Origin of the sequence: Streptomyces sp. NPDC101160 (genome assembly GCF_044768205.1) — a bacterium.
Taxonomy (GTDB): domain Bacteria; phylum Actinomycetota; class Actinomycetes; order Streptomycetales; family Streptomycetaceae; genus Streptomyces.
Genome location: NZ_JBIWPJ010000004.1, coordinates 542162 through 563441, shown reverse-complemented (window position 1 = coordinate 563441; position 21280 = coordinate 542162). Strand labels below are relative to the sequence as shown.

Here is a 21280-nt window from a genome sequence, read left to right as displayed (position 1 = left end):
CTAGAAGAGGACCTTGGCGAGGGAGAGGGCTCCCTGCCGCCACGGTTCGACACTGGTGACGCCCTCGCTCCGCTTCGCGGGGCGGGCGGACTGCCGGGTCTGCGCCTGCTGCTCGCGCCACCAGGCGTACGTCCGCAGGATCGCGTCCTTGTTGGAGTGCTTCGGCCGGAAGCCGAGCACGTCACGGGCCTTGTCGGTGGAGACGAAGCTGTCGTCGAGCAGCTTGTGGAGCAGCCGGCCGTAGACCGGGGAGAGTCCGGAGCGCTGGAGCAGGCTGAGCGCGGCGAGCGCGGGCCGGGCGGGCAGCGAGCGGACCCGCTTGCCGTGGCCGGCCGCGTCCAGGACGGCCTGGAAGTCCTCGCGGAGCGTGCCGAACTCGGTGGCGCCGAGGTTGAAGGTGTCGTCGGCCCGTTCGGCCGGCGCGTGCATCGCGGTGACGACGGCGTCGACCAGGTCGTCCACGTCGAACATCTGGATCCGCACGTCGCCGCGGCCGAGGACCGGGAAGTTCCGCCCTTCCTCGGCCCACTCGAAGAGCATGGCGAACAACCCCATGCGGCCGGGGCCGAGGAAGGTCTTGGGCCGCAGGATCGGCACGCACATGTCACCGCCCCGGAACCGCTCGGCGACCTCCTCGGCCTCCGCCTTGGCGGCGCTGTACGTGTCGACGGGCTCGCGCGGGTACTCCTCGGGCGTCGGCACCGTCTTCGGCAGCCCGTAGACGGCGGTCGAGGAGATGTGCACGACCCGCGGCACGGCGTTCGCCGCGGCCGCGCCGAGCACCGCCTCCGTACCGCCGACGATCACCGAACGTATGGTGTCGGCCGGGTAGCTGGGCAGGGCGGCGGCGCAGTGCACCACCACGTCCGCACCGTCCGTGACCCGTTTCATGGTGACCTCGTCCCGGACGTCCGAGACGGTGTGGGTGAGGTTCTCGTGCGCGGTGCCCGGCGCCCGCAGGTCCACGCAGTGCACCTGGTGGCCGTCGGCGAGCAGCCGGCGGACGAGCGTCGAACCGAGCATTCCGGCACCGCCGGTGACCACGGCCCGTGTTGTTCCAGCGCGGGTTACCACAGCGACGACACCTTCTCCTTGACGAAACGGGTGAGCAGACGGGGCAGACCCTGGGCGAGCGTCCTGTCGAGGCAGTCGAGGAAGAACTCGACCTCGTGCTGCTCGGCGACCAGCGAGGGCGCGACCATCAGCGGGTTGTCGCCGTTGAGCGTGTAGTAGGTGTAGATGCCGTGGTCCCGGTAGAGGGCGTTGACCACCGACGAGGTGATCAGCTTGGTGCGGAAGCGCGGGTCCTTCGTCATCGAGCCCGGCACCAGCTTCGTCACCAGCTCCAGGACCTTCGGGCCCTTGTGCAGGAAGACGCCGTGCAGCGCGCCCGCCCCGCGCACCTCGGCCACCACGTCCGGGTGCTCCTTGGCGATCCGCTCCAGACCGGGGCCGAGGATCCGCTCGATGGCCCGGGCACGCGCCGGATAGTCGTCCTCGACGGCCACGTTGACGGCCTCGATGGCGGTGACCGCCTCCTCGCCGAAGCCGTAGTAGGTGGTGGACGTCGACTGGAGCAGGGCGTCGGTGAGGTTGTCGTACGCCTTGCGGAAGACGGGCTCGCGGGCGACGAAGGCCGAGATGGAGGACTTGCCGCCGCCGAAGGACTTGGAGGTGGTGAGGATGTCGGGGACCAGGCCCTCGTACCGCATGAAGTGGAAGAGCGTGCCGGTCTTGCCCCAGCCGGTGTAGATCTCGTCGAAGAGCAGCACGATGTCCTCGGCCGTGCACAACTCCCGCAGCCCGCGCAGGAACTCCTCCGAGCACTCGTTCATGGTGGAGGCGGACAGCGGCTCGATGAGGATCGCGTACACGTCCGACTCGCCCCCGGCGGTGCGCAGTTCGGCGACCAGCTTCCGCACGGACTCCAGGTCGCCGTAGCGGAAGACCCCCACGCCCGGGATGCCGGGGAACTGGAACGTCGACTGGTTCTGCCCGGTCAGGCTGCCCGAGCCGAGCAGCTTGCCGTGGAAGGAGATGTCGGCCCGCAGCACCCGGGAGCGGCGCCCGCCGTGGTACTTGTACGCGAGCTTGACCGCGCCCTCGACCGCCTCCGCACCCGAGTTCGGGAAGAACGACATGTTCAGGTCGCCCGGGAGGAGCTGGGCGAGGTTGTGGCCGAGCGCGGCGACGTACGGCGAGAAGTACGTCTTGTGGACCTCCATGCTGCGGCGCTCCTGGAAGCGCTGCCGGGCGGCGAGGATCCGCGGGTGGTTGTGGCCGTGGTTGAGCACGCCGACGCCGCCGGTGAAGTCGAGCACCCGCCGGCCGTCGCGCTGGGTGATCCAGACGCCCTCGGCGCTCGCGACGAGCTCCTGGCCGAAGCCGAAGGAGGTCATCAGGGAGACCTGGGCCTTGTTGACGTGGTCCTTGTAGAGGCCGTGGACCTGCTTGGTGGTCAGCGACTCGCAGTCGTCGACGGTGTAGAGCTGCCTGGGCATGGGGTTCCTTCGGGTCGGTCGGAGGGGCGGGGGGAACGCGGGGAGCGCGGGGAGCCGGGTGAGGGGGGAGCGCGGTGGGGCTTGCGGGGCAGGGTGAGGAGCAGGGCGGCGCCGCCGACGAGGACCTCGCTGAGGGTGCAGACCACCCGGCTGGCGACCGCGACGGCGGTCGCCTCCTGCCAGGGCAGGACGGCGGTCAGCGACAGCAGCAGCAGGGCCTCCCGGGCGCCCCAGCCGTCCGGCAGGACGACCACGAGGCTGGCCGCGGCCGTGGCCAGGGCGAAGCCGCCCACGCAGACCGGCAGCGCGGTCAGCGGCGGCGCGCCGAGCATCACCGCGAGCGCCCACAGGTGGAGGCCCGACACCGCCCAGGAGGCGGTGGCCGCGGCGAGCGCCCGGCGCATGCCCCGGGCGCTCGCCCGGGCCTGCGGAGCCGGCCGGCGGGCCAGCCGGGCGGCGAACGCGGCCAGCCGGTTGAGCAGCCGCGGCTTCACGGCGAGCACGACGGTGGCCGCGCCGGGCAGCACCAGCCACCAGGCCCCGGTGCCGAGCGTCCAGGGCGCGGCGACGGGGCCGACGGCGAGGCCGGTGAGGACGGCGACGATCACGTTGAGCAGGAAGACGGTGAGCACGACGGGCGCGGGCACGCCGGCGGCGCCGCCCATCCGCAGCTGGGCGAGGACGCCCCAGACCGCGCCCGGCACGTACTTGCCGAGGTAGGACGTGAAGTAGATCCGGGTCGCGGTCCGGCCCGGCAGCCCCGGTCCGAGATCGGAGAGGAGGGAGCGCCAGGTGGCCATGGTGAACAGGACGGCGACGGCGTTGGCCGCGAGGGCGAGGAGGAGGTACGGGACGGAGCCGGGCCGCAGCACGAGCGCGGCGAGGTCGCCGGCCCGCTCGTACAGGGCGACGCCGACGCCGGTGCCGACGGCGAGCGGGAAGAGGACGCGGAGCAGGCGTTTCGGACCTCGCCGAACGGGCGGCGGGGGCGAGGCTGGTGTGGTCGTCGGGGTCGGCGAGGCCGGCGGGGGCGTCGGGGGCGTCGGGGTCAGCGGGGTCAGCGGGGTCGGCGAGGCCGGCGGGGTCGTCGCGGTCATGAGCCGGGCCGGCCGAGCAGCCAGGCGCCGGCCAGCAGCCCGGCCCACAGCAGCGCGTTGGAGACGGTCATCCGGTCGCTGAACAACGCGCGGGTGGGGTTGCCACCGCCCGCGTCGACGACGAGCAGCTGGAGGTAGCGGGCGAGCCCGAACAGCGCAAGCGGCGCCGTGAGGACGGCGACGAGCGGACCGTGCGTGCCGAAGACCGGGCTGGCCTGGACGTGCAGCACGTAACTCACCGCCGCGAGGACCGCGGTGAAGGCGAGCAGCTGGTCGAGGAAGCCCACGGTGTAGCCGCGCAATGCCGGCCGGTGCAGCACCCCGCCGACCGCCATCTCGTGCCGCCGCTTGCCGAGGATCAGCAGCAGGCAGAGCGAGAGGAGGCCGAGCGCGAGCCAGCTGGGCACCGGGTTCCCGGAGGCCAGGCAGCCCTGCGCGAGGCGCAGCACGAAGCCGAGGGCGACGATGAAGACGTCGAGCAGCGGTACGTGCTTGAGCCCCCTGCTGTACGCGGCGTTGAGCACCAGGTACGCGGCGACCGGCCACCAGTCGGCGAGCCCGGCGGTCCCGGTGGCGACGGTCAGGCCGACCGTCGCCAGGAGCAGCGCGGCGAGGACGGCGGCGAAGGAGACGGCGGTGGCCGTGCCGATCCGGCCGGCGGCGATCGGCCGGTGCCGCTTCTCCGGGTGGCGCCGGTCGCGGTCCCGGTCGCCGAGATCGTTGACCAGGTAGACCAGGGCGGACGCCAGGGTGAAGACGGCGAGAGCGGCGAGCGCGCCGCCGAGCGCGCCGGCGTCGGTGCGGGGCGCGCCGAGCAGCCCGAGGGGGACGACGACGAGGTTCTTGGTCCACTGTCCGGGGCGGACCAGAGCGGTGAGGTCGGCGAGCCGACTGGGCGGCCGGGAGGACGGCGGTCGGGCCGGCGGCGCCTGACGGCCGGTGAGCGTGGGCGTGGCCATGAACGGACTCCTGAGTCCTGAGGGTGGGGGGAGCGGCGGGGGCGTCAGACGGGGGTTTTGGGGCTCGTGGGGGCCGTGGCTGTGGTGGTGGCTGCGGTGGTGGTGGCCGTGGTCGCGGCACGGCGTCGGACGCTCGGTCCGAAGTCCGGCTCGGTGAGCCAGCGGACGACTCCGCGCGCCGCGCCGAGGACGATCGCCTGGTGGAGGACGAAGTGGACCGCGGTGAAGAAGAGGAGGAAGCCGGGGCCCCTCGTGCGCAGCGCGAAGCGGCTGAGTCCCGGGTCGGCGCAGGCGAAGAGCAGCGCGCAGAGCGCGGGTACGAGCAGCAGCCAGGGGGAGAGCAGTCCAAGGAGCAGGGTCGGCAGGGTGAGGGCCGCGGCGAGCACGCCGAGCGGCCGGTTGGCGGTGAGTCCGCCCTGCCGCATCTGGCCGAGCGCCGCGACGAGCAGCTGGGAGCGGCGGTACTGCTCCGAGAGCATCGCCCCGAGCCGGTCGACGTCGTCGTGCCGGCCGCGGATCGCCTCGGTCATCAGGATCCGGTGCGAGCGCACCAGCCGGCCGCTGTACTCGACGTCCTCCGAGTCGCGCAGGTTCTCGTCGAAGGGGCCGACCCGCTCGAAGACCTCCTTGCGGATGGCGCCGAGCGCGAAGAAGGCGGTGCGCACCTCGCCGGCGGCCCGGCGGCGCCAGAAGTGCGCGTGCAGGGCGTGGTAGCGCTCGACCGGGCCGTCGTCGAAGAGCGGCTCGGGGTCCAGGACGCCGTGCACACAGCCGAGTCCGGGGTCGGCTTCGAGCAGGTCGACGGCGTTGGCCAGGGCCTCGGGGTGCAGCGCGGTGTCCGAGTCGAGGAAGAAGAGGATCTCGCCGCGGGCCGCGGCGGCCCCGAGGTTCCGGGCCGCGGACACCCCGCGGTTGCGCGGGTTGGCGATGAGCACGACGCCGAACTCCCGGGCGATGTCCCGGGACCGGTCGGTGCTGGCGTCGTCGACGACGACGACGTCGAGCGGGGCGTGGGTCTGGGCGAGGACCGAGGCGAGACAGGCGCGCAGGGTCTTCTCGTAGTTGTAGTTGGGGATGATGACGGACACGCTGGGACGGGCCCTGGGCATGGCTGTTCCTCGAAGTGTGTCGGGTGTCGAGTGCGGGTTGGGGGGGCTCAGAGGAGCCGGAAGTCCGCGATGCGGTGGTGGCGGAGTTCGGGGGAGTGGCCGAGGAGGCGCCGGCAGAGCCGCAGCGCGTGGCCGACGGCCTCGATCTCGTCGGGGGCCCCGACGTACAGGGCGAGCCGGACCGAGCGGTCGAGGACCAGCGCCCGGGCGCACTCGAAGCGGTCCTGCGGCCGGGCGAGGCGGTGCAGCGTCTCGACGAGCCGGGACGCGGACGGCGGTGGTGGGGGTCGGTCGCCCGGGGCGGCTTCGTCGTCCGGCGCCCTCATCGAGATGCCGACGAGGTAGATGGCGCTCAGCCCCAGGAGAAGCCGTCGCCGGTGTCACCCGGCTGCGGGGTCTCCGTGACGACGCCCTCGGCGGTGACGCTGGTCTGCTCCGTGCTCGTCGTCCCGGCGCCGAGGGAGAGGACGAGCGTCGCCGCGACGGGGACGAGAAGGGCGATCGGTGCGAAACGGGCGAGCGTGCGCATGGCGGAGCAGCCTTCCGTGTAAGGGGGGTTCGGGGCCGGGCCCCGGCGCCGCTCCCTTGCTCCGGGGCGGCTTCGACGGGTTCAAGACTGGCCCGGCCGGGGCCCTGTGTCACCGGAAAACGGGTGGCGCCAACCGCGTGGCCGGTTGGGGACAGCGCGGCCCGGTGCGGCTCGCGCGCGGCTGACCAGCGCCTTCCGCGCGGGCGTCACGTTCCTGCCAGGCGAAAGGTGCCGGGCGGAACGACGGCCTCCCGCCCCGGGCCCGTACGCCCGCCCGGCCCCGTACGCCCGGCTCCTACGCCCGCCCGGTCCCGTCTCCCGCTCCCGTACGCCCTGCAACGCCGGACGGCCGCACCCCGTCGCGGGGTGCGGCCGTCCGGCGTTGCAGGAGAAGGGGTCAGCCGTTGGGGCGCTGGAGGCGGGCCACGAACTTGTAGCGGTCGCCGCGGTACACCGAGCGCACCCACTCGACCGGCTCGCCCTGGGCGTCGAGCGAGTGCCGGGAGAGCATCAGCATCGGCAGGCCCACGTCCGTACCGAGCAGGCCGGCCTCGCGGGGGGTGGCGAGCGAGGTCTCGATGGTCTCCTCGGCCTCGGCCAGGTGCACGTCGTACACCTCTGCGAGCGCCGTGTAGAGCGAGGTGTACTTCACCAGCGAACGCCGCAGCGCGGGGAAGCGCTTGGCGGACAGGTGCGTGGTCTCGATGGCCATCGGCTCGCCGCTCGCGAGGCGCAGCCGCTCGATGCGCAGCACCCGGCCGCCGGGGGAGATGTCGAGCAGTCCGGCGAGGGTGTCGTCGGCCGTCACGTATCCGATGTCGAGGAGCTGCGAGGTGGGCTCCAGGCCCTGGGCCCGCATGTCCTCGGTGTACGAGGTGAGCTGGAGGGCCTGGGAGACCTTGGGCTTGGCCACGAACGTGCCCTTGCCCTGGATCCGCTCCAGGCGGCCCTCGACCACCAGTTCCTGCAGGGCCTGGCGCACCGTGGTGCGCGAGGTGTCGAACTCCGCGGCGAGCGTGCGCTCCGGCGGGACCGGGGTGCCGGGCGGCAGGGTCTCCGTCATGTCGAGCAGATGCCGCTTCAGGCGGTAGTACTTGGGCACGCGCGCGGTACGGGTGGCTGCGCCGCCCTCTGTCTCCGTGCTGCCCGCGTCCGTGGCCATGGCCTGCCTTCCCGATGCCTGTGCTGCTGCCGTCACCGGCTCCTCCGTCTGTCGCGGCTCACATGGTGGCACGGACCGGTCACGGGTCGTCGCCCTCCCTCAGGTGTCGGTCCGATAACGGACCCGACTGCCCTTCTTATACACCCTTGACACCCCTAAAGGTCTAGGCCAAGCTCCGGGTACTGGTCTACACCATTAAAGACCAGGTCCCAGCCCCACAGCATTACTCGACGTATGTCTTCGCGTCTTCGCGCGGTGGGAGGGGGAGCAGGCATCCCTGAGGAGGGTGGCGTGAAGCGCAAGCTCATCGCGGCGATCGGCGTCGCGGGCATGATGGTCTCCGTCGCTGCGTGCGGTACGGACAGCGGCGACAAGGGTGACAAGGGCGGCAAGGCCCAGGGTGGCGACAAGACCCTGACCGTCTGGGTCATGGACGGCTCGGCGCCCGACGCCTGGATGGCGGGTGTCAACAAGGAGTTCGAGGCCAAGCACCCGGGCGTCAAGGTCAAGGTCGAGAAGCAGCAGTGGAACGGCATCCAGGAGAAGGTCACCACCGCCCTCTCCGAGGACACCCCGCCGGACGTCCTTGAGCTCGGCAACACCCAGACCGCCGGCTACGCGGTCACCGGCGGCCTCGCCGACCTCTCCGGCGACAAGGCCAAGCTGGGCTACGACGGCTGGAACAAGGGCATGACCGCCTCGGCCGAGCTCGACGGCAAGCTCTACTCCGCCCCGTGGTACGCCGCCAGCCGCGTCGTCGTCTACGACAAGGCCGCCTTCAAGAAGGCCGGCGTCACGCCGCCGAAGACCCGCGCCGAGTGGATCGACGGCCTGAAGAAGCTCAAGGCCGCCGACCCGAAGTCGCAGCCGATCTACCTGCCCGGCCAGAGCTGGTACGTCCTCGCGGGCTTCGTCTGGGACGAGGGCGGCGACCTCGCCGTCAAGGACGGCGACAAGTGGAAGGGCGCCCTGTCCTCCCCCGAGGCCCTCAACGCCATGAACTTCTACAAGGAGCTGGCGTCCTACTCCACCGCTCCGAAGGACAAGGACGAGGCGACCCCGCAGCAGTCCACCGACATCGTCCCCAAGGGCGGCGTGGCGTCCTGGATCGGTCTCGGCTGGGAGGCCGGCGGCGCGATCGACGCCATGAAGAAGGCCGGCAAGACCGCCGACTTCGGCTACTTCCCGATCCCGGGCAAGACCGCCGACAAGCCGGGCTCCGTGTTCTTCGGCGGCTCCAACCTCGCCGTGGCCGAGCGCTCCCAGAACAAGGACCTCGCCAAGGAGTGGCTGGCCCTCGCCGCCGGCAAGGAGCAGATGACCAAGTACGCCGAGGCCACCGCCGGCGCGCTGCTCCCGAACAACGACGCCGCGCAGTTCAAGCCGGCCGCCGGCTCCTTCGCCGAGGCCATGGCCCTGGCCGCCGGCGTCGGCAAGATCACCCCGGTGACCCCGGGCTGGGCGAACGTCGAGACCGCCCCGAACCCGATCAAGGACTACATGACCAAGGTCCTGAAGGGCGGCGACGCCAAGGCCGCCGCCGAGGCCGCCGACAAGGTCATCGGCGAGCGCGTCAACCAGCAGTAACGGCAGCAACTGCACCGCAGTAGTCACACGTAGCCCCGGCGGTGCGGCCCGGACCGGACCGCACCGCCGGCGCTCCGCAGTTTTCAGCGGCCCGCTCCCCCGGGCCGCGCCCCGGTGGGCACGGGAGCCCCAGAACCGCGAGGAAGAAGACCATGACCGTGGACTCCCAGGGGACGGCGACCGCCGGTCCCCAGGACGCGCCCGGGAGGGCGGCAGGGAAGTCACAGACCCCGCCGGCCAGTTCCGGCCCGAAGGAAGTCCTTCAGCCCTCGCGGGGGAGACGCTCCCTGCCCAGCGGGCTGCTGCCGTACCTGCTCGTCGCACCGGCCCTGCTGTCGATGGCGGCGCTGCTCCTCTACCCGCTGATCCGCAACGTGATCCTCTCGTTCCAGGAGCTGGGCCGGAAGGAGTTCATCACCCGCGAGACGGTGTGGACGGGCTTCGACAACTACACCGGCCTGCTGAGCGACTCGGAGTTCTGGACGGTCGTCGTCCGCTCCGTCGTCTTCACCGCTGCGAGCGTCCTGCTCACCATGGCGGTCGGCACCGGCATCGGCCTGCTGCTCAACCGGCTCGGCAAGAAGATGCGGCTGGTGCTCTCGCTGTCCCTGGTCTTCGCCTGGGCCATGCCGATCGTCGCCTCCGTCACCGTCTTCCAGTGGCTCTTCGACGAGCAGTTCGGCGTCGTCAACTGGCTGATGCGCACGCTCGGCTTCGCCGGCTACGAGCAGCACAACTGGTTCGAGACGGGCTTCTCCACCCTGGTGATCTCGATGATCCTGATCGCCTGGGGCTCCATCCCGTTCGTCGCCCTCAACATGTACGCCGGTCTGACCACCATCGGCACCGAGCTGTACGAGGCCGCCAAGATGGACGGCGCGAACGGCTGGCGCACCTTCTGGGCCGTGGTCTTCCCGAACCTCAAGCCCTTCTTCATGATCACCACGTTCCTCGAAGTGATCTGGATCTTCAAGGCGTTCACGCAGATCTACGCCCTGAACAAGGGCGGCCCCGACCGCGCCTCCGAGACGCTGCCCGTCTTCGCCTACATCGAGGGCGTCGGCCAGTTCCACTACGGCGTCGCCGCGGCCATCTCCGTCCTCACCATCGTGATGCTGATCGCGATCATGTCCTTCTACTTCCGCCTGATCCTGAAGCAGGAGGAGGAACTGTGAGCACCGTGAGCACCACCCGCCCGGCCGCCCCGGCCGCGCCCGCCGCCCCGAAGAAGTACCGCACCCGCAAGCGGCTCACGGCCGGCGCCGTCGTCAAGAACCTCTCCGCCCTCGTGATCGCGGTGGTGTTCGTCTTCCCCGTCTACTGGATGTTCGCGTCCTCGCTGAAGCCGCAGCACCAGATCATGACGAAGGACCCGGTCTTCGTCTTCAAGCCGACCCTCGAGAACTACTCGACCGCCACCGGCATCGACCTCTTCTGGACCTATGTCACCAACAGCCTCGTGGTGACCGTCGGCGCCGTGGTGCTCGCCCTCTTCGTGGCCCTGCTGGCGAGCTTCGCGCTCGCCCGGATGAGGTTCCGCGGCCGCAAGGCCATCGTGCTCGTCGTGATGATGGCGCAGATGGCCCCGTGGGAGGTCCTCACCATCGCGATGTACATGATCTCCCGCGACAACGACATGCTGAACAGCATCCCGGTCCTCACGGCGATCTACTTCGTGATGGTGCTGCCCTTCACCATCTGGACCCTGCGCGGCTTCATCGCCGCCGTCCCGGTCGAGCTGGAGGAGGCCGCCCAGATCGACGGCTGCACCCGCGGCCAGGCCTTCCGCAAGGTCATCTTCCCGCTGCTCGCCCCGGGCCTGATGTCGACCTCGATCTTCGGCTTCATCACGGCCTGGAACGAGTTCGCGATGATCCTCATGCTCAACAAGGACAAGGAGTCGCAGACCCTGACGCTCTGGCTGACCCAGTTCCAGACCGCGTTCGGCAACGACTGGGGTGCCACCATGGCCGCCTCGACCCTCTTCGCGCTCCCCGTCCTGATCGTCTTCCTCTTCCTCCAGCGCAAGGCCGTCGGCGGCATGACCGCCGGCGCGGTGAAGGGATAACGGCGCCCCATGACCACGCTCGCAACCAGCACGGACACCCTGACCCGGGACGCGCTCACCGTCCTGCAGCCGGGCTTCGTCGGCACCACCGCCCCCGACTGGCTGCTCCGCCGGATCGGCGAGGGCCTCTCCTCGGTCGGACTCTTCGGCCGGAACGTCGTCACCCCCGAGCAGCTCGCCGCGCTCACCGCGCGGCTGCGCGCCGAGCGGGACGACGTCCTGGTGGCCATCGACGAGGAGGGCGGCGACGTCACCCGCCTGGAGGTCAACGAGGGCTCCTCGTTCCCCGGCAACTACGCCCTCGGCCACGTCGACGACGTCGAGCTCACCCGGGCCGTCGCCCGCGAGCTGGGCCGCCGGCTCGTCGCCTGCGGGGTCGACCTCAACTGGGCACCCTCGGCCGACGTCAACTCCAACGCCGAGAACCCGGTCATCGGAGTCCGCTCCTTCGGCGCCGACCCCGACCTGGTCGCCCGGCACACCGTGGCCTACGTCGACGGCCTCCAGGCCGTGGGCGTCGCCGCCTGCACCAAGCACTTCCCGGGGCACGGCGACACCAACGTGGACTCGCACGACGCGCTGCCCCGTATCGATGTGGACCTCGCCACACTGCACGCCCGTGAGCTGGTACCTTTCCGCGCGGCCATCGCGGCGGGTTCCAAAGCCGTGATGAGCGCGCATATCCTGCTCTCCGCGCTCGACCCGGATCGTCCGGCCACCCTGAGCCCGCAGATCCTCACCGGTCTGCTGCGCCAGGAGCTGGGCTTCGAGGGCCTGATCGTCACCGACGGCATGGAGATGCAGGCCGTCGCGGCGACCTACGGCATCGAGCGCGGATCCGTCCTTGCGATCGCCGCGGGCGCCGACGCCATCTGCGTCGGCGGCGGGCTGGCCGACGAGGAGACCGTGCTGCGGCTGCGCGACGCGCTGGTGACGGCGGTACGGACCGGTGAACTGCCCGAGGAGCGGCTGGCAGACGCCGCCGAGCGCGTCCGCGCGCTGGCGGCCTGGACCCAGGCGCACCGGGCCAGGGGGGCTGGAACGGGGCCGGGCGCGGCGACACAGGAGGGGACCGCGCCCGGCACCGACGTCGGACTCGTCGCGGCCCGCCGGGCCCTCACGATCACCCCGGGCGAGCGGCCCTTCACCCCGGTGACCGACGCCCCCTACGTGGCCTCCTTCACGCCCGCCGCCAACTTCGCCGTCGGCGACGAGACCCCGTGGGGCATCGCCGCCGAACTGGAGCGGCTCCTGCCCGGCACCCGCACCGGCTCGTACGGGGCGGACGCCTCGGCCGACGCCGTGCTGGCCGCCGCGGGGGAGCGGCGCGTGGTCGCCGTCGTCCGCGACGCCCACCGGCACCCGTGGATGTCCGGCACCCTCGACGCCCTGCTCGCCGCCCGCCCCGACACCGTGGTGGTCGAGATGGGCCTCGACGAGTCGGAGCCCCGCGGCGCCCTCCACATCGCCACCCACGGCGCTGCCCGCGTCTGCGGCCAGGCCGCGGCGGAGGCGATCGCCGGCCGCTGAGCCCGGTCCCGTACCCCCGGTCCCGTACCGGAGCCGGTACGGCAGAGGGGCCCGGCACCAGATCCTGGTGCCGGGCCCCTCGCGTTCACGGGCTCGCGCGGGCCTCTAGATGCCTTAGATGCCCTGCCAGGACGGCTTGTTCGCGTAGGTGTGGCGGAAGTAGTCCGCCAGCTTCAGCTTGGAGGCGGCCGCCTCGTCCACGACCACGGTCGCGTGCGGGTGCAGCTGCAGCGCGGAGGCCGGCACCAGCGCGGCGACCGGGCCCTCGACCGTCTGCGCCACGGCCTCGGCCTTGCCCTCGCCGGTGGCGAGCAGCACCAGGTGACGGGCCTCCAGGATGGTGCCGATGCCCTGCGTGATGACGTGGTGCGGCACCTGCTCGATGTCGTCGTCGAAGAAGCGCGCGTTGTCGACGCGGGTCTGCTCGGTGAGCGTCTTGATCCGGGTGCGGGAGGCGAGCGAGGAGCACGGCTCGTTGAAGCCGATGTGCCCGTCGGTGCCGATGCCGAGGATCTGCAGGTCGACGCCGCCGGCCTCGGCCAGCGCCCGGTCGTACGCCTCGCAGGCCGCCTGGACGTCCTCGGCCGAGCCGTCGGGGCCCATGAAGGCGTCCTGGGAGAGCCCGAGCGGCTCCACGACCTGGCGCAGCACCGTCGACCGGTACGACTCCGGGTGCCCGGCCGGCAGCCCCACGTACTCGTCGAGCTGGGCGATCCGGGCCCGGGAGGCGTCCACGTCGCCCGCGGCCACCTTGGCGATCAGGGCGTCGTAGATGGGCAGCGGGGTCGAGCCGGTGGCCACGCCGAGCAGCGCGTCGGGCTTGCGGCGCAGGAGGCCGGCGATGCCGTCCGCGATGAGCTCGCCGCCCGCCTTGGCGTCCTTGACGATGACAACTTCCACGCTGTGCCTGCCGATCTGGTGAGGGGCTGCTGAGGGCCGATGTGGTCACCTATGTGGTATAGACCAATCTAGCCCCAAATCTAGCAGAGCGCAGGCCCTCGGCCCATGCCGTTCCGCCCCGTGAACAACCCCCTCTCATCGTCGGCCGCACCCGTCCCGCGGGCCACTCGAACCCCGCCCCCGCCGGCCGCCCGTCAGGCCAGCGAGCCCCCCGTCGCGTCGATCCACTGGCCCGTCACCCAGCGCCCGTCGTGCGAGGCGAGGAAGGCCACCACGTCGGCTATGTCCTCGGGGGCCCCGACCTTCCCCAGGGCCGACATCGCCGCCGCCCCCGCCCATGCCTCCGCGTTCCCCCGCAGCCAGCCCGCGTTGATGTCCGTGTCGACGATCCCGGGCGCCACCGCGTTCACCGTGATCCCGCGCGGGCCGAGCACCTTCGACAGATAGCGGGTGAACACGTCGAGCGCGCTCTTCGACATCGCGTACGCGATCAGGTCCGGCATCATCGCGGCATGCGAGAGCCCGGTCGACACGTTCACGATCCGGCCCCCGTCGCGCAGCCGCTCCGCGCCGAGCTGCGCAAGGAAGAACGGCGCCTTGGTGTTGACCGCGAAGATCCGGTCGTACTCCTCCTCGCCGATCGCCGCGAAGGGTGCCGAGGCGCCGATCCCCGCGTTGTTCACCAGGACGTCCAGGCTGGCGTCCGGGCCCACGGCCGCGTCGAACGCCGCCCACAGCGCCGCCGCGTCCCCCGCGACTCCCAGCTCCTGCCCGATCGCGAACGCCTCGCCGCCCGCCGCCTCGATCGCGGTGACCGTCTCCTTGGCCGCCGTCTCGTTGCTCCCGTAATGCACGGCGACCCGCGCCCCGTCCCGCGCCAGGCGCTCGGCGATCGCCCGCCCGATGCCCCGGCTGCCACCCGTGACCAGTGCCGTCTTCCCCGTGAGCGCACCCATGGCGGCGCCCCCCTCACTTCTGTAGTGGTCGTTACGAAAAGACCGTACCTCACTTTCCGTAGCGCGCGCTATAGAATTCACCTCATGACCACCAAGCAGCGCGGCCGCCCCCGCTCCTTCGACCGCCCGACGGCCCTGGAGCAGGCGACGATGGCCTTCTGGGAGCACGGCTACGAGACGACCTCGGTCTCCGATCTGACCCGGGCCATGGGCATCAGTGCGCCGAGCCTCTACGCGGCCTTCGGTGACAAGAAGACCCTGTTCGAGGAGGTCGTCGCCGCCTACGTGGAGTCGCACGGCGCCTTCGGCAGCCGCGCCTTCGAAGAGGAGGGGACGGCCCGCGAGGCGGTGGGGCGCATGCTGCGCGAGGCCGCCGCGCACTTCACCGAGCCCGGTCACCCGCATGGCTGCCTGGTGATCTCGGCCGGCGTGAACTGCTCCACACCGGAGGTCGCCGAGGCCCTGCGCGCCCGGCGCAACGCCAACCTGGACGCCATCGAGCAGCGGATCCGCCATGACGTCGAGTCCGGCGAGCTCCCGGCCGGCGCCGATCCCCGCACCCTCGCCCGCTTCAGCGGCGCCGTCCTTCAGGGCATGTCGCAGCAGGCCCGCGACGGGGCGACAGAGGAGGAGCTGGCGGCCGTGGCGGAGGCGGCGATGCGGGCCTGGCCGCACCGCGAGTAGGGGGAAGGCCCCGCCCGGCGAGCAGGGGGGCAGGCCCCGCACGGCGAGTAAAGGGAGAAGCCCCACGGGGCGAGCAAGGAAAGGCCCGGCGGGGCGAGTGAGGGGAAAGGCCCGCGGGCCGCGGCGCCGGGACGGGACCCTCAACCCGTCCGGCACCGCAGCCCGGAGTTGCCCGGCCGGGGATGTGCGGTCCCGCGGCCGTGTGGGAGGTCTCGGCGCAGTCAGGGCAGAGAGCGCCGGGTACCTCGTCCATCCTCCTGTGCGGGGAGGATGGAGGCTCGAATGTATAGCATTGTGGACTAGACCATTCTTGTCTGTCCATCCGCGTGCAAGCGGTCGTTTCGGGGCCCATCCTCCACCACGGACGCCCTGAGATCCAGGTTCACCGCCTGTTAATTCCGCGGGTACGCTCGCACACGTGCCCTCCATGAACGACCTCGTCCGCCAGCACACCGCTCTGAGCGAGTCCGACCTCGACTGGCTCCATCTGCTGGTGTCGGAGTGGCAGCTGCTCTCCGACCTCTCCTTCGCCGACCTCGTCCTCTGGGTGCCCACCCTCGACGGGGCCCGCTACGTGTCGGTCGCCCAGATGCGGCCGAACACCGGCCCCACCTCCTACCAGGACGACATGGTCGGCCACCTGGTCCCGCGCGGCCGCCGGCCGCTGCTCGACGCCGCGCTCGACGAGGGCCGGATCGTGCGCGAGGGCGACCCCGAGTGGCGCGAGGAGGTCCCGGTACGGGTCGAGTCCATCCCCGTACGGCGGGAGGGCCGCGTCCTCGGCGTCATCGCCCGCAACACCAACCTGCTCACCGTGCGGACCCCGTCCCGGCTGGAGCTCACCTACCTCCAGTCCGCCTCCGACCTCGCCCAGATGATCGCCGCCGGCGAGTTCCCCTTCCCCGGCGAGCAGGTCGACATGGACTCCTCGCCGCGGGCCGGCGACGGACTGATGCGCCTCGACGCCGACGGCATCGTGCAGTACGCCTCGCCCAACGCCCTCTCCGCCTACCACCGGCTCGGCCTCGCCGCCGACCTCGTCGGCCAGCACCTCGGCCAGGTCACCGCCGAACTCGCCCCCTCCCGCGGCCCGGTCGACGAGGCCCTGGTCAAGTTGGCCTCCGGCTACGCCCCGCGCGAGTTCGAGGTCGAGGGCAACGGCGGCGTGATCCAGCTGCGCGCGATCCCGCTCAAGCCCAAGGGCACCCGCATCGGTTCGCTCGTGCTGCTCCGGGACGTCACCGAACTGCGCCGCCGCGAGCGCGAGTTGATCACCAAGGACGCCACCATCCGGGAGATCCACCACCGGGTGAAGAACAACCTCCAGACGGTGGCCGCCCTGCTCCGGCTGCAGGCCCGCCGGATGGACTCCGACCGCGGCCGGGAGGCGCTCAACGAGGCCGTACGGCGCGTCGGTTCGATCGCCATCGTCCATGAGACGCTGTCCCAGAACCTGGACGAGCGGGTCGAGTTCGACGACATCGCCGACCGCGTGATCGCGATGGTCGCCGAGATCTCCCCGGGCAAGGTCACCTGCCGGCGCAACGGCCGCTTCGGCATCCTCGACGCCGAGGTCGCCACGCCGCTCTCCATGGTGCTCACCGAGATCCTGCAGAACGCCCTGGAACACGCCTTCGCGCCGGGGGAGACGGGAACCGTCGAGGTCACCGCCGTCCGCGGCGAACCACGGGCCGACGCCCGGCTGCTGATCACGGTCAAGGACGACGGCCGCGGGCTGCCCGAGGGCTTCGACCCGCAGCGGGCCGGCAACCTCGGCCTCCAGATCGTCCGCACCCTGGTCGAGGGCGAGCTCGGCGGCAGCTTCGACATGCAGCCGGGCACCGAGCGCGGCACCCGAGTGGTGCTCGACATCCCGGTCCAGCCGCAGAAGTGATTCGGCAGAAGTGATTCGGCAGAAGTGATTCGGCAGAGGTGATTCCGCAGAAGTGATGTGGCGGAACTGCTCCGGCGGAGCGATTCCGCCGGAGCAACCCTCTTCCCCTGTGGGGGAGTTCACAGCAGCGAGCCCCGGACCGAAGTGAATCGGTCCGGGGCTCGAATGCTGTGGGTTACTGCGCGCGCTGCGGCTCGGGGGCGGTGAGTGCGTACACGGTGTACGCGCCGCTTGCCTCAGGCTGTGCAGGTGGCTCAGGCGCTGGCGTTGCGCGCCCGGTTGCGGGCGGCGCGGCGCTTCATCGCGCGGCGCTCGTCCTCGCTGAGGCCACCCCAGACGCCGGAGTCCTGGCCGGACTCGAGCGCCCACTGCAGGCACTGCTCCATGACGGGGCAGCGGCGGCAGACGGCCTTGGCTTCCTCGATCTGCAGCAGCGCAGGACCGGTGTTGCCGATGGGGAAGAAGAGCTCGGGGTCTTCCTCGCGGCAAACGGCGTTGTGACGCCAGTCCATGGCTGCTACCTCTCTCAGGTGTTACGTGCGAGTTGCTTGTGAATGTGAACGCTTTCACGAATCCCCCCGCAAGGGAAGGTCCGACTGCCAGGTGAACTGGTGTGGTCCTTGTTACAGAGGAGGGGTTCTGGCTCTCAGTGGAGGCCGGTGTTGCGGGCCGTCCCGATCGCCAAGAAGAGACTCCCAAACCCCAGCAACGGATACAACCCCTTCCGGAAAGTTTTTTTTGATTCCTCGGTGTCGGCTCGGTCACAGCCGTACTTCTGGGGGGTGGAGGGCAGCCTAAACGTTCGAGTGGAAGGACTTTCGGTCCTTCTGGTCACACAATCACACGCAGTGCACGGCGTACGCCTGTGAACGTCACGCTCGTACGCAGTCCCAGGTGGTCTCCGTCCATCTGGAGGGGGAGGGGCACCTTCGAATGCAAGGTGAAGTCGGTCAGATCATGGAGAGTCAGCGCGTGCTTCCCGTGCGGCCCGCGCTCCGGGGTCGAGGTCAGCAGCTGGGTCGCGTACCGGGCCACCGACGGGGTCGACAGACGGGTCAGACCGAGCACGTCGAGAGCCGTCTCGAAGGACGCCTCCGGGGACGCGTACACCGGACGATTGCCCAGGTAGGTCCAGGGGGAGGTGTTGCAGATTATGGAGAGGACGAGATCCTCCACGGGATCCTCACCCGGGCGCTCCACGGTGATCGTCCCGTGCCGCCGGTTCCGCTCGCCCAGGAACTGGCGCACCACCTGACGCAGATACAGGGCGTGGGTCGAACGCTTGCCCCGCTCGCGCTGCTGTTCGACCCGACCGATCACGCTCGCGTCGAAGCCGAAGCCGGCGCAGAAGGTGAACCAACGTTCGGGCACCGCCTCGTCGTCCGTGCCCGGCGTCCCGGACGCGAGCCCGAGGCTCACCGTCCGTGTCCGCTGCTCGCGCAGCGCGTCGAGGAGCGCGCCCGTCGCCTCGACGGCGTCGTTCGGCAGCCCGAGGGCCCGCGCGAAGACATTGGTCGAGCCGCCCGGCACCACCGCGAGCCGCGGCAGCCGCTCCGGATCGGGCCCCGCGTGCAGCAGCCCGTTCACCACCTCGTTCACCGTGCCGTCGCCGCCGAGCGCCACCACGAGATCGACGTCGTCCGACTCCGCGGCCCGTCGCCCCAGGTCACGGGCGTGCCCGCGGTACTCGGTGGTCACCGCCTCCAGCTTCATCTCGCTGGCGAGTGCGTGGATCAGCACGTCACGGGTGCGGGCACTGGTGGTGGTAGCTGCCGGGTTGACCACGAGAAGCGCGCGCATGGTCGCCAGCGTACCTACCCGGCGGTACCGGACGCAGTCCCGGTCCAGGGGCCGGGCACCTCAGGGCGGGCCCCCGCTACCCTTCCAGCATGAGCAGTGCGAGCAGTGCCGACATGAGCAGTACGGAGCGGGGTACGGAGCAGGGCGCCCGGCCCGGGCGGCTCACCGCAGCCGCGGTGGTGGCCGGCGTGGAGGGCCTCGCCCTGGCCGCCGGCGGCCTCTACATGCTGGTGACCAGCCTCGTCCACCGGACCGGCGACCTCACCTCGGCCCTCATGGGCGGGGTCACCCTGGTCGCTCTCGGACTCATCCCGCTCGCCGCCGCCCGCGGCCTGCTGCGGCGCCGCTCCTGGAGCCGCGGCCCGGCGGTGATCACCCAGATCCTCGCGCTGCCGGTCGCCTGGCAGCTGCTCCAGGCGAACAGCGTCATGATCCCGGCGGGCATCGCCCTCGCGGTCCTCGCGGTGACCGGCCTCGTGCTCCTGGTGAACCCGGCCACGACCGAGGCGCTCGGCATCAAGCGCCCCGGCCAGGACAGCGCGTAGGCCCGTAGACCCGCCCCTTGGGGCCGGCGGGTCACTTCCAGGGCCGGCGGTCACTCCTCCACGAGCAGCTTCTCCCGCAGCTGCGCCAGCGTGCGCGCGAGCAGCCGGGAGACGTGCATCTGCGAGATGCCGACCTCCTGCGCGATCTGCGACTGGGTCATGTTCCCGAAGAAGCGAAGGAGCAGGATCCGCTTCTCCCGCGGCGGCAGGTCCTCCAGGAGCGGCTTGAGCGACTCCCGGTACTCGACGCCCTCCAGGGCCTCGTCCTCCGCGCCCAGCGTGTCCGCGACCGCCGGCGACTCGTCGTCCGTGTCCGGCACGTCCAGCGAGAGCGTCGAATAGGCGTTCGCTGACTCCAGGCCCTCCAGGACCTCCTCCTCGGAGATCCCGAGCCGCTCCGCCAGCTCGTGCACGGTCGGCGAGCGCCCGTGCTGCTGCGAGAGCTCCGCCGTCGCCGTCGTCAGCGAGAGCCGCAGCTCCTGGAGGCGGCGGGGCACCCGTACCGCCCAGCCCTTGTCTCGGAAGTGGCGCTTGATCTCGCCGACCACCGTCGGGGTCGCGTACGTGGAGAACTCCACCCCGCGGTCCGGGTCGAACCGGTCCACCGACTTGATCAGGCCGATCGTCGCCACCTGCGTCAGGTCGTCGAGCGGCTCGCCACGGTTGCGGAACCGCCGGGCCAGGTGCTCCACCAGCGGCAGGTGCATCCGGACCAGCCGGTCGCGCAGCGCCGCCCGCTCCGGCGATCCCTCCGGCAGGGAGCGCAGCTCGATGAAGAGGGCCCGCGCCCCGCTGCGGTCGTGCGGATCGGGAGCCCCGTGCGGGGCCTCGTCCGGCTCGGCCGCGGCCGGGGCCTCTTCGTGCTGCTCGTGCTCGCTCATGTGGTCCGCCTGCTCTGCGTGATCCGTAGCGACGTCGACCTCGACCTCGTCATCGACACCGGCGGCCCCGGCCTCGGCGTCGGCCTCCGGATGCGGCCGGGCCTGCTGCTCGGGGAAGCCGGCCGTCGCGTCCCCCCGCCTCACGCCGGGCCTGGCCCCGCGCCGCGCTGTTTGTACAGGCTGATGGAGACGGTCTTGTCGTCCGCCACGGACGACTCGACCTTCCCGGCCAGCGCCGACAGCACCGTCCACGCGAAGGTGTCGCGCTCCGGCGCCCGGCCGTCCGTGGTCGGAGCCGACACCGTGACGTCGAGCGAGTCGTCGATCAGGCGGAACACACAGCTCAGCACCGATCCCGGCACCGCCTGCTGGAGCAGGATCGCGCACGCCTCGTCGACGGCGATCCGCAGGTCCTCGATCTCGTCGAGGGTGAAGTCCAAGCGCGCCGCGAGGCCGGCCGTGGCCGTACGCAGCACGGACAGGTAGGCACCCGCAGCGGGCAGCCGGACTTCCACGAAGTCCTGGGTCCCGGGCTCGCCTGCGATCTGGGACACCCTCACCTCCAAGGTGGCACATGCTCTTCGGGGCCCGGGGAGAAGGCCCCCCGAACCAGGCGGTACGCAGTGGTTGCGCAGTCCGCCGAGACGCTATCGCGATCCGTCCCGCCGTGTCGCCGGGGGCCCGGAAGGACCGCCCCCCGCCCGGCGGCCGCGGAGAACCCGCGGAGGGCTGAACTACCCAGCCGTCAGACGATCGAACCGTCCACGAAGCACCATCGCCAGCGTTCGTTCGGTTCGAAGGTCCGCATCACCGGGTGACCGGTGGCCGAGAAGTGCGCCGTCGCGTGCCGTCCCGCCGAGGAGTCGCAGCAGCCGACGTGCCCACAGCTCAGACAGAGCCGCAGCTGGACGGGGTGTGTCCCGTCAGCCAGACACTCCGGACAGGTGTCGTGCAGCGGCGCCGGCTCGGGGCGCGGCAGTTCGGGAACGTGCAGGCACTCGCTCATGATGGCCAGGTTACGACGTGGCACCGACAGCGCCGGCACGGACGGATTCCGGCGGTGGCGCCGGCGGTGGCG

22 protein-coding genes are annotated in these 21280 nt (G+C 71.5%); 7 read left to right on the top strand and 15 right to left on the bottom strand.

What is annotated here, in order from left to right:
- From ACIRSU_RS15555 to ACIRSU_RS15520, 8 genes are all read right to left on the bottom strand, one after another.
- Positions 1-1074, bottom strand: coding sequence for an NAD-dependent epimerase/dehydratase family protein (locus ACIRSU_RS15555; protein ID WP_403792271.1), 1074 nt, complete (start codon positions 1072-1074; stop codon positions 1-3).
- Positions 1068-2501 carry an aspartate aminotransferase family protein gene (locus ACIRSU_RS15550; protein ID WP_403792269.1) on the bottom strand — a complete coding sequence of 478 codons (1434 nt, stop codon included), beginning with the start codon at positions 2499-2501 and terminating at the stop codon, positions 1068-1070. The genes ACIRSU_RS15555 and ACIRSU_RS15550 overlap by 7 nt, the downstream gene beginning before the upstream one ends.
- The gene (locus tag ACIRSU_RS15545; protein WP_403792267.1) at positions 2459-3598 is read right to left on the bottom strand and encodes a lysylphosphatidylglycerol synthase domain-containing protein; all 1140 of its coding nucleotides are present in this window, start codon (positions 3596-3598) and stop codon (positions 2459-2461) included. The genes ACIRSU_RS15550 and ACIRSU_RS15545 overlap by 43 nt, the downstream gene beginning before the upstream one ends.
- The gene (locus tag ACIRSU_RS15540; RefSeq protein WP_403792265.1) at positions 3595-4557 is read right to left on the bottom strand and encodes a UbiA prenyltransferase family protein; all 963 of its coding nucleotides are present in this window, start codon (positions 4555-4557) and stop codon (positions 3595-3597) included. Before ACIRSU_RS15540 ends, ACIRSU_RS15545 begins: the two co-directional genes overlap by 4 nt.
- A gap of 44 nt (positions 4558-4601) precedes the next feature.
- Entirely contained in the window at positions 4602-5666 is a 1065-nt protein-coding gene (locus ACIRSU_RS15535) for a glycosyltransferase family 2 protein (protein ID WP_403792263.1), read from the bottom strand.
- Positions 5667-5713: 47 nt separating this feature from the next.
- Entirely contained in the window at positions 5714-5992 is a 279-nt protein-coding gene (locus ACIRSU_RS15530; protein WP_403792262.1) for a hypothetical protein, read from the bottom strand.
- 26 nt (positions 5993-6018) lie between these two features.
- Positions 6019-6195, bottom strand: coding sequence for a hypothetical protein (locus ACIRSU_RS15525; RefSeq protein WP_403792260.1), 177 nt, complete (start codon positions 6193-6195; stop codon positions 6019-6021).
- Positions 6196-6592: 397 nt separating this feature from the next.
- Positions 6593-7357 (bottom strand): GntR family transcriptional regulator, encoded by a 765-nt coding sequence (locus ACIRSU_RS15520; protein WP_345492086.1) that lies wholly within the window; start codon positions 7355-7357, stop codon positions 6593-6595.
- A 291-nt stretch (positions 7358-7648) separates the two neighbouring features.
- Here ACIRSU_RS15520 and ACIRSU_RS15515 point away from each other — a divergent pair, with 291 nt between their 5' ends.
- From ACIRSU_RS15515 to ACIRSU_RS15500, 4 genes are all read left to right on the top strand, one after another.
- Positions 7649-8944 (top strand): extracellular solute-binding protein, encoded by a 1296-nt coding sequence (locus ACIRSU_RS15515; RefSeq protein ID WP_403792258.1) that lies wholly within the window; start codon positions 7649-7651, stop codon positions 8942-8944.
- A 152-nt stretch (positions 8945-9096) separates the two neighbouring features.
- On the top strand, positions 9097-10119 hold the full coding sequence (locus ACIRSU_RS15510) for a carbohydrate ABC transporter permease (RefSeq protein ID WP_403792256.1): 1023 nt from the start codon (positions 9097-9099) through the stop codon (positions 10117-10119).
- Positions 10120-10232: 113 nt separating this feature from the next.
- The gene (locus tag ACIRSU_RS15505) at positions 10233-11012 is read left to right on the top strand and encodes a carbohydrate ABC transporter permease (protein WP_403792581.1); all 780 of its coding nucleotides are present in this window, start codon (positions 10233-10235) and stop codon (positions 11010-11012) included.
- 9 nt (positions 11013-11021) lie between these two features.
- Positions 11022-12542: a glycoside hydrolase family 3 protein gene (locus ACIRSU_RS15500; RefSeq protein WP_403792255.1), complete on the top strand. Its 1521-nt coding sequence runs from the start codon at positions 11022-11024 to the stop codon at positions 12540-12542.
- A gap of 114 nt (positions 12543-12656) precedes the next feature.
- On the opposite strand, the gene nagB is transcribed toward ACIRSU_RS15500, so the two are convergent.
- Entirely contained in the window at positions 12657-13442 is a 786-nt protein-coding gene (gene nagB / locus ACIRSU_RS15495) for a glucosamine-6-phosphate deaminase (RefSeq protein WP_403792253.1), read from the bottom strand.
- 194 nt (positions 13443-13636) lie between these two features.
- The gene (locus ACIRSU_RS15490) at positions 13637-14398 is read right to left on the bottom strand and encodes an SDR family oxidoreductase (protein WP_403792252.1); all 762 of its coding nucleotides are present in this window, start codon (positions 14396-14398) and stop codon (positions 13637-13639) included.
- An 84-nt stretch (positions 14399-14482) separates the two neighbouring features.
- Between ACIRSU_RS15490 and ACIRSU_RS15485 the strand changes: the two genes are divergently transcribed.
- The gene (locus ACIRSU_RS15485; RefSeq protein ID WP_403792249.1) at positions 14483-15082 is read left to right on the top strand and encodes a TetR/AcrR family transcriptional regulator; all 600 of its coding nucleotides are present in this window, start codon (positions 14483-14485) and stop codon (positions 15080-15082) included.
- A gap of 427 nt (positions 15083-15509) precedes the next feature.
- Positions 15510-16976, top strand: coding sequence for a sensor histidine kinase (locus ACIRSU_RS15480; RefSeq protein WP_403792579.1), 1467 nt, complete (start codon positions 15510-15512; stop codon positions 16974-16976).
- A 254-nt stretch (positions 16977-17230) separates the two neighbouring features.
- Here the strand turns inward: ACIRSU_RS15480 and ACIRSU_RS15475 are convergent, their stop codons facing one another.
- Entirely contained in the window at positions 17231-17488 is a 258-nt protein-coding gene (locus tag ACIRSU_RS15475; RefSeq protein ID WP_003953983.1) for a WhiB family transcriptional regulator, read from the bottom strand.
- A 319-nt stretch (positions 17489-17807) separates the two neighbouring features.
- Complete coding sequence (locus ACIRSU_RS15470; protein WP_403792247.1) at positions 17808-18776, bottom strand: diacylglycerol/lipid kinase family protein; 969 nt, start codon at positions 18774-18776, stop codon at positions 17808-17810.
- A gap of 113 nt (positions 18777-18889) precedes the next feature.
- Here ACIRSU_RS15470 and ACIRSU_RS15465 point away from each other — a divergent pair, with 113 nt between their 5' ends.
- Positions 18890-19321, top strand: coding sequence for a hypothetical protein (locus tag ACIRSU_RS15465; protein WP_403792578.1), 432 nt, complete (start codon positions 18890-18892; stop codon positions 19319-19321).
- Positions 19322-19371: 50 nt separating this feature from the next.
- On the opposite strand, the gene ACIRSU_RS15460 is transcribed toward ACIRSU_RS15465, so the two are convergent.
- The 3 genes from ACIRSU_RS15460 to ACIRSU_RS15450 form a co-directional block, all read right to left on the bottom strand.
- Complete coding sequence (locus ACIRSU_RS15460; protein WP_403792246.1) at positions 19372-20346, bottom strand: RNA polymerase sigma factor SigF; 975 nt, start codon at positions 20344-20346, stop codon at positions 19372-19374.
- A complete protein-coding gene (locus tag ACIRSU_RS15455; protein WP_403792244.1) occupies positions 20343-20756 on the bottom strand; it encodes an anti-sigma regulatory factor in 414 nt (137 codons plus the stop codon). Before ACIRSU_RS15455 ends, ACIRSU_RS15460 begins: the two co-directional genes overlap by 4 nt.
- A 191-nt stretch (positions 20757-20947) precedes the next feature.
- Positions 20948-21208, bottom strand: a complete 261-nt coding sequence (locus ACIRSU_RS15450) for a UBP-type zinc finger domain-containing protein (RefSeq protein WP_403792242.1) — start codon at positions 21206-21208, stop codon at positions 20948-20950.
- Positions 21209-21280: the final 72 nt, after the last annotated feature.

Bases quoted from the DNA above. Each gene is read 5' to 3' on its own strand.
- ACIRSU_RS15535 (WP_403792263.1), bottom strand. From the start codon at position 5,666: ATGCCCAGGGCCCGTCCCAGCGTGTCCGTCATCATCCCCAACTACAAC.
- ACIRSU_RS15525 (WP_403792260.1), bottom strand. From the start codon at position 6,195: ATGCGCACGCTCGCCCGTTTCGCACCGATCGCCCTTCTCGTCCCCGTC.
- ACIRSU_RS15540 (WP_403792265.1), bottom strand. From the start codon at position 4,557: ATGGCCACGCCCACGCTCACCGGCCGTCAGGCGCCGCCGGCCCGACCG.
- ACIRSU_RS15550 (WP_403792269.1), bottom strand. From the start codon at position 2,501: ATGCCCAGGCAGCTCTACACCGTCGACGACTGCGAGTCGCTGACCACC.
- ACIRSU_RS15465 (WP_403792578.1), top strand. From the start codon at position 18,890: ATGAGCAGTACGGAGCGGGGTACGGAGCAGGGCGCCCGGCCCGGGCGG.
- ACIRSU_RS15545 (WP_403792267.1), bottom strand. From the start codon at position 3,598: ATGACCGCGACGACCCCGCCGGCCTCGCCGACCCCGCTGACCCCGCTG.
- ACIRSU_RS15520 (WP_345492086.1), bottom strand. From the start codon at position 7,357: ATGGCCACGGACGCGGGCAGCACGGAGACAGAGGGCGGCGCAGCCACC.
- ACIRSU_RS15485 (WP_403792249.1), top strand. From the start codon at position 14,483: ATGACCACCAAGCAGCGCGGCCGCCCCCGCTCCTTCGACCGCCCGACG.
- ACIRSU_RS15450 (WP_403792242.1), bottom strand. From the start codon at position 21,208: ATGAGCGAGTGCCTGCACGTTCCCGAACTGCCGCGCCCCGAGCCGGCG.
- ACIRSU_RS15490 (WP_403792252.1), bottom strand. From the start codon at position 14,398: ATGGGTGCGCTCACGGGGAAGACGGCACTGGTCACGGGTGGCAGCCGG.
- ACIRSU_RS15480 (WP_403792579.1), top strand. From the start codon at position 15,510: ATGAACGACCTCGTCCGCCAGCACACCGCTCTGAGCGAGTCCGACCTC.
- ACIRSU_RS15530 (WP_403792262.1), bottom strand. From the start codon at position 5,992: ATGAGGGCGCCGGACGACGAAGCCGCCCCGGGCGACCGACCCCCACCA.
- ACIRSU_RS15500 (WP_403792255.1), top strand. From the start codon at position 11,022: ATGACCACGCTCGCAACCAGCACGGACACCCTGACCCGGGACGCGCTC.
- ACIRSU_RS15510 (WP_403792256.1), top strand. From the start codon at position 9,097: ATGACCGTGGACTCCCAGGGGACGGCGACCGCCGGTCCCCAGGACGCG.
- ACIRSU_RS15475 (WP_003953983.1), bottom strand. From the start codon at position 17,488: ATGGACTGGCGTCACAACGCCGTTTGCCGCGAGGAAGACCCCGAGCTC.
- ACIRSU_RS15470 (WP_403792247.1), bottom strand. From the start codon at position 18,776: ATGCGCGCGCTTCTCGTGGTCAACCCGGCAGCTACCACCACCAGTGCC.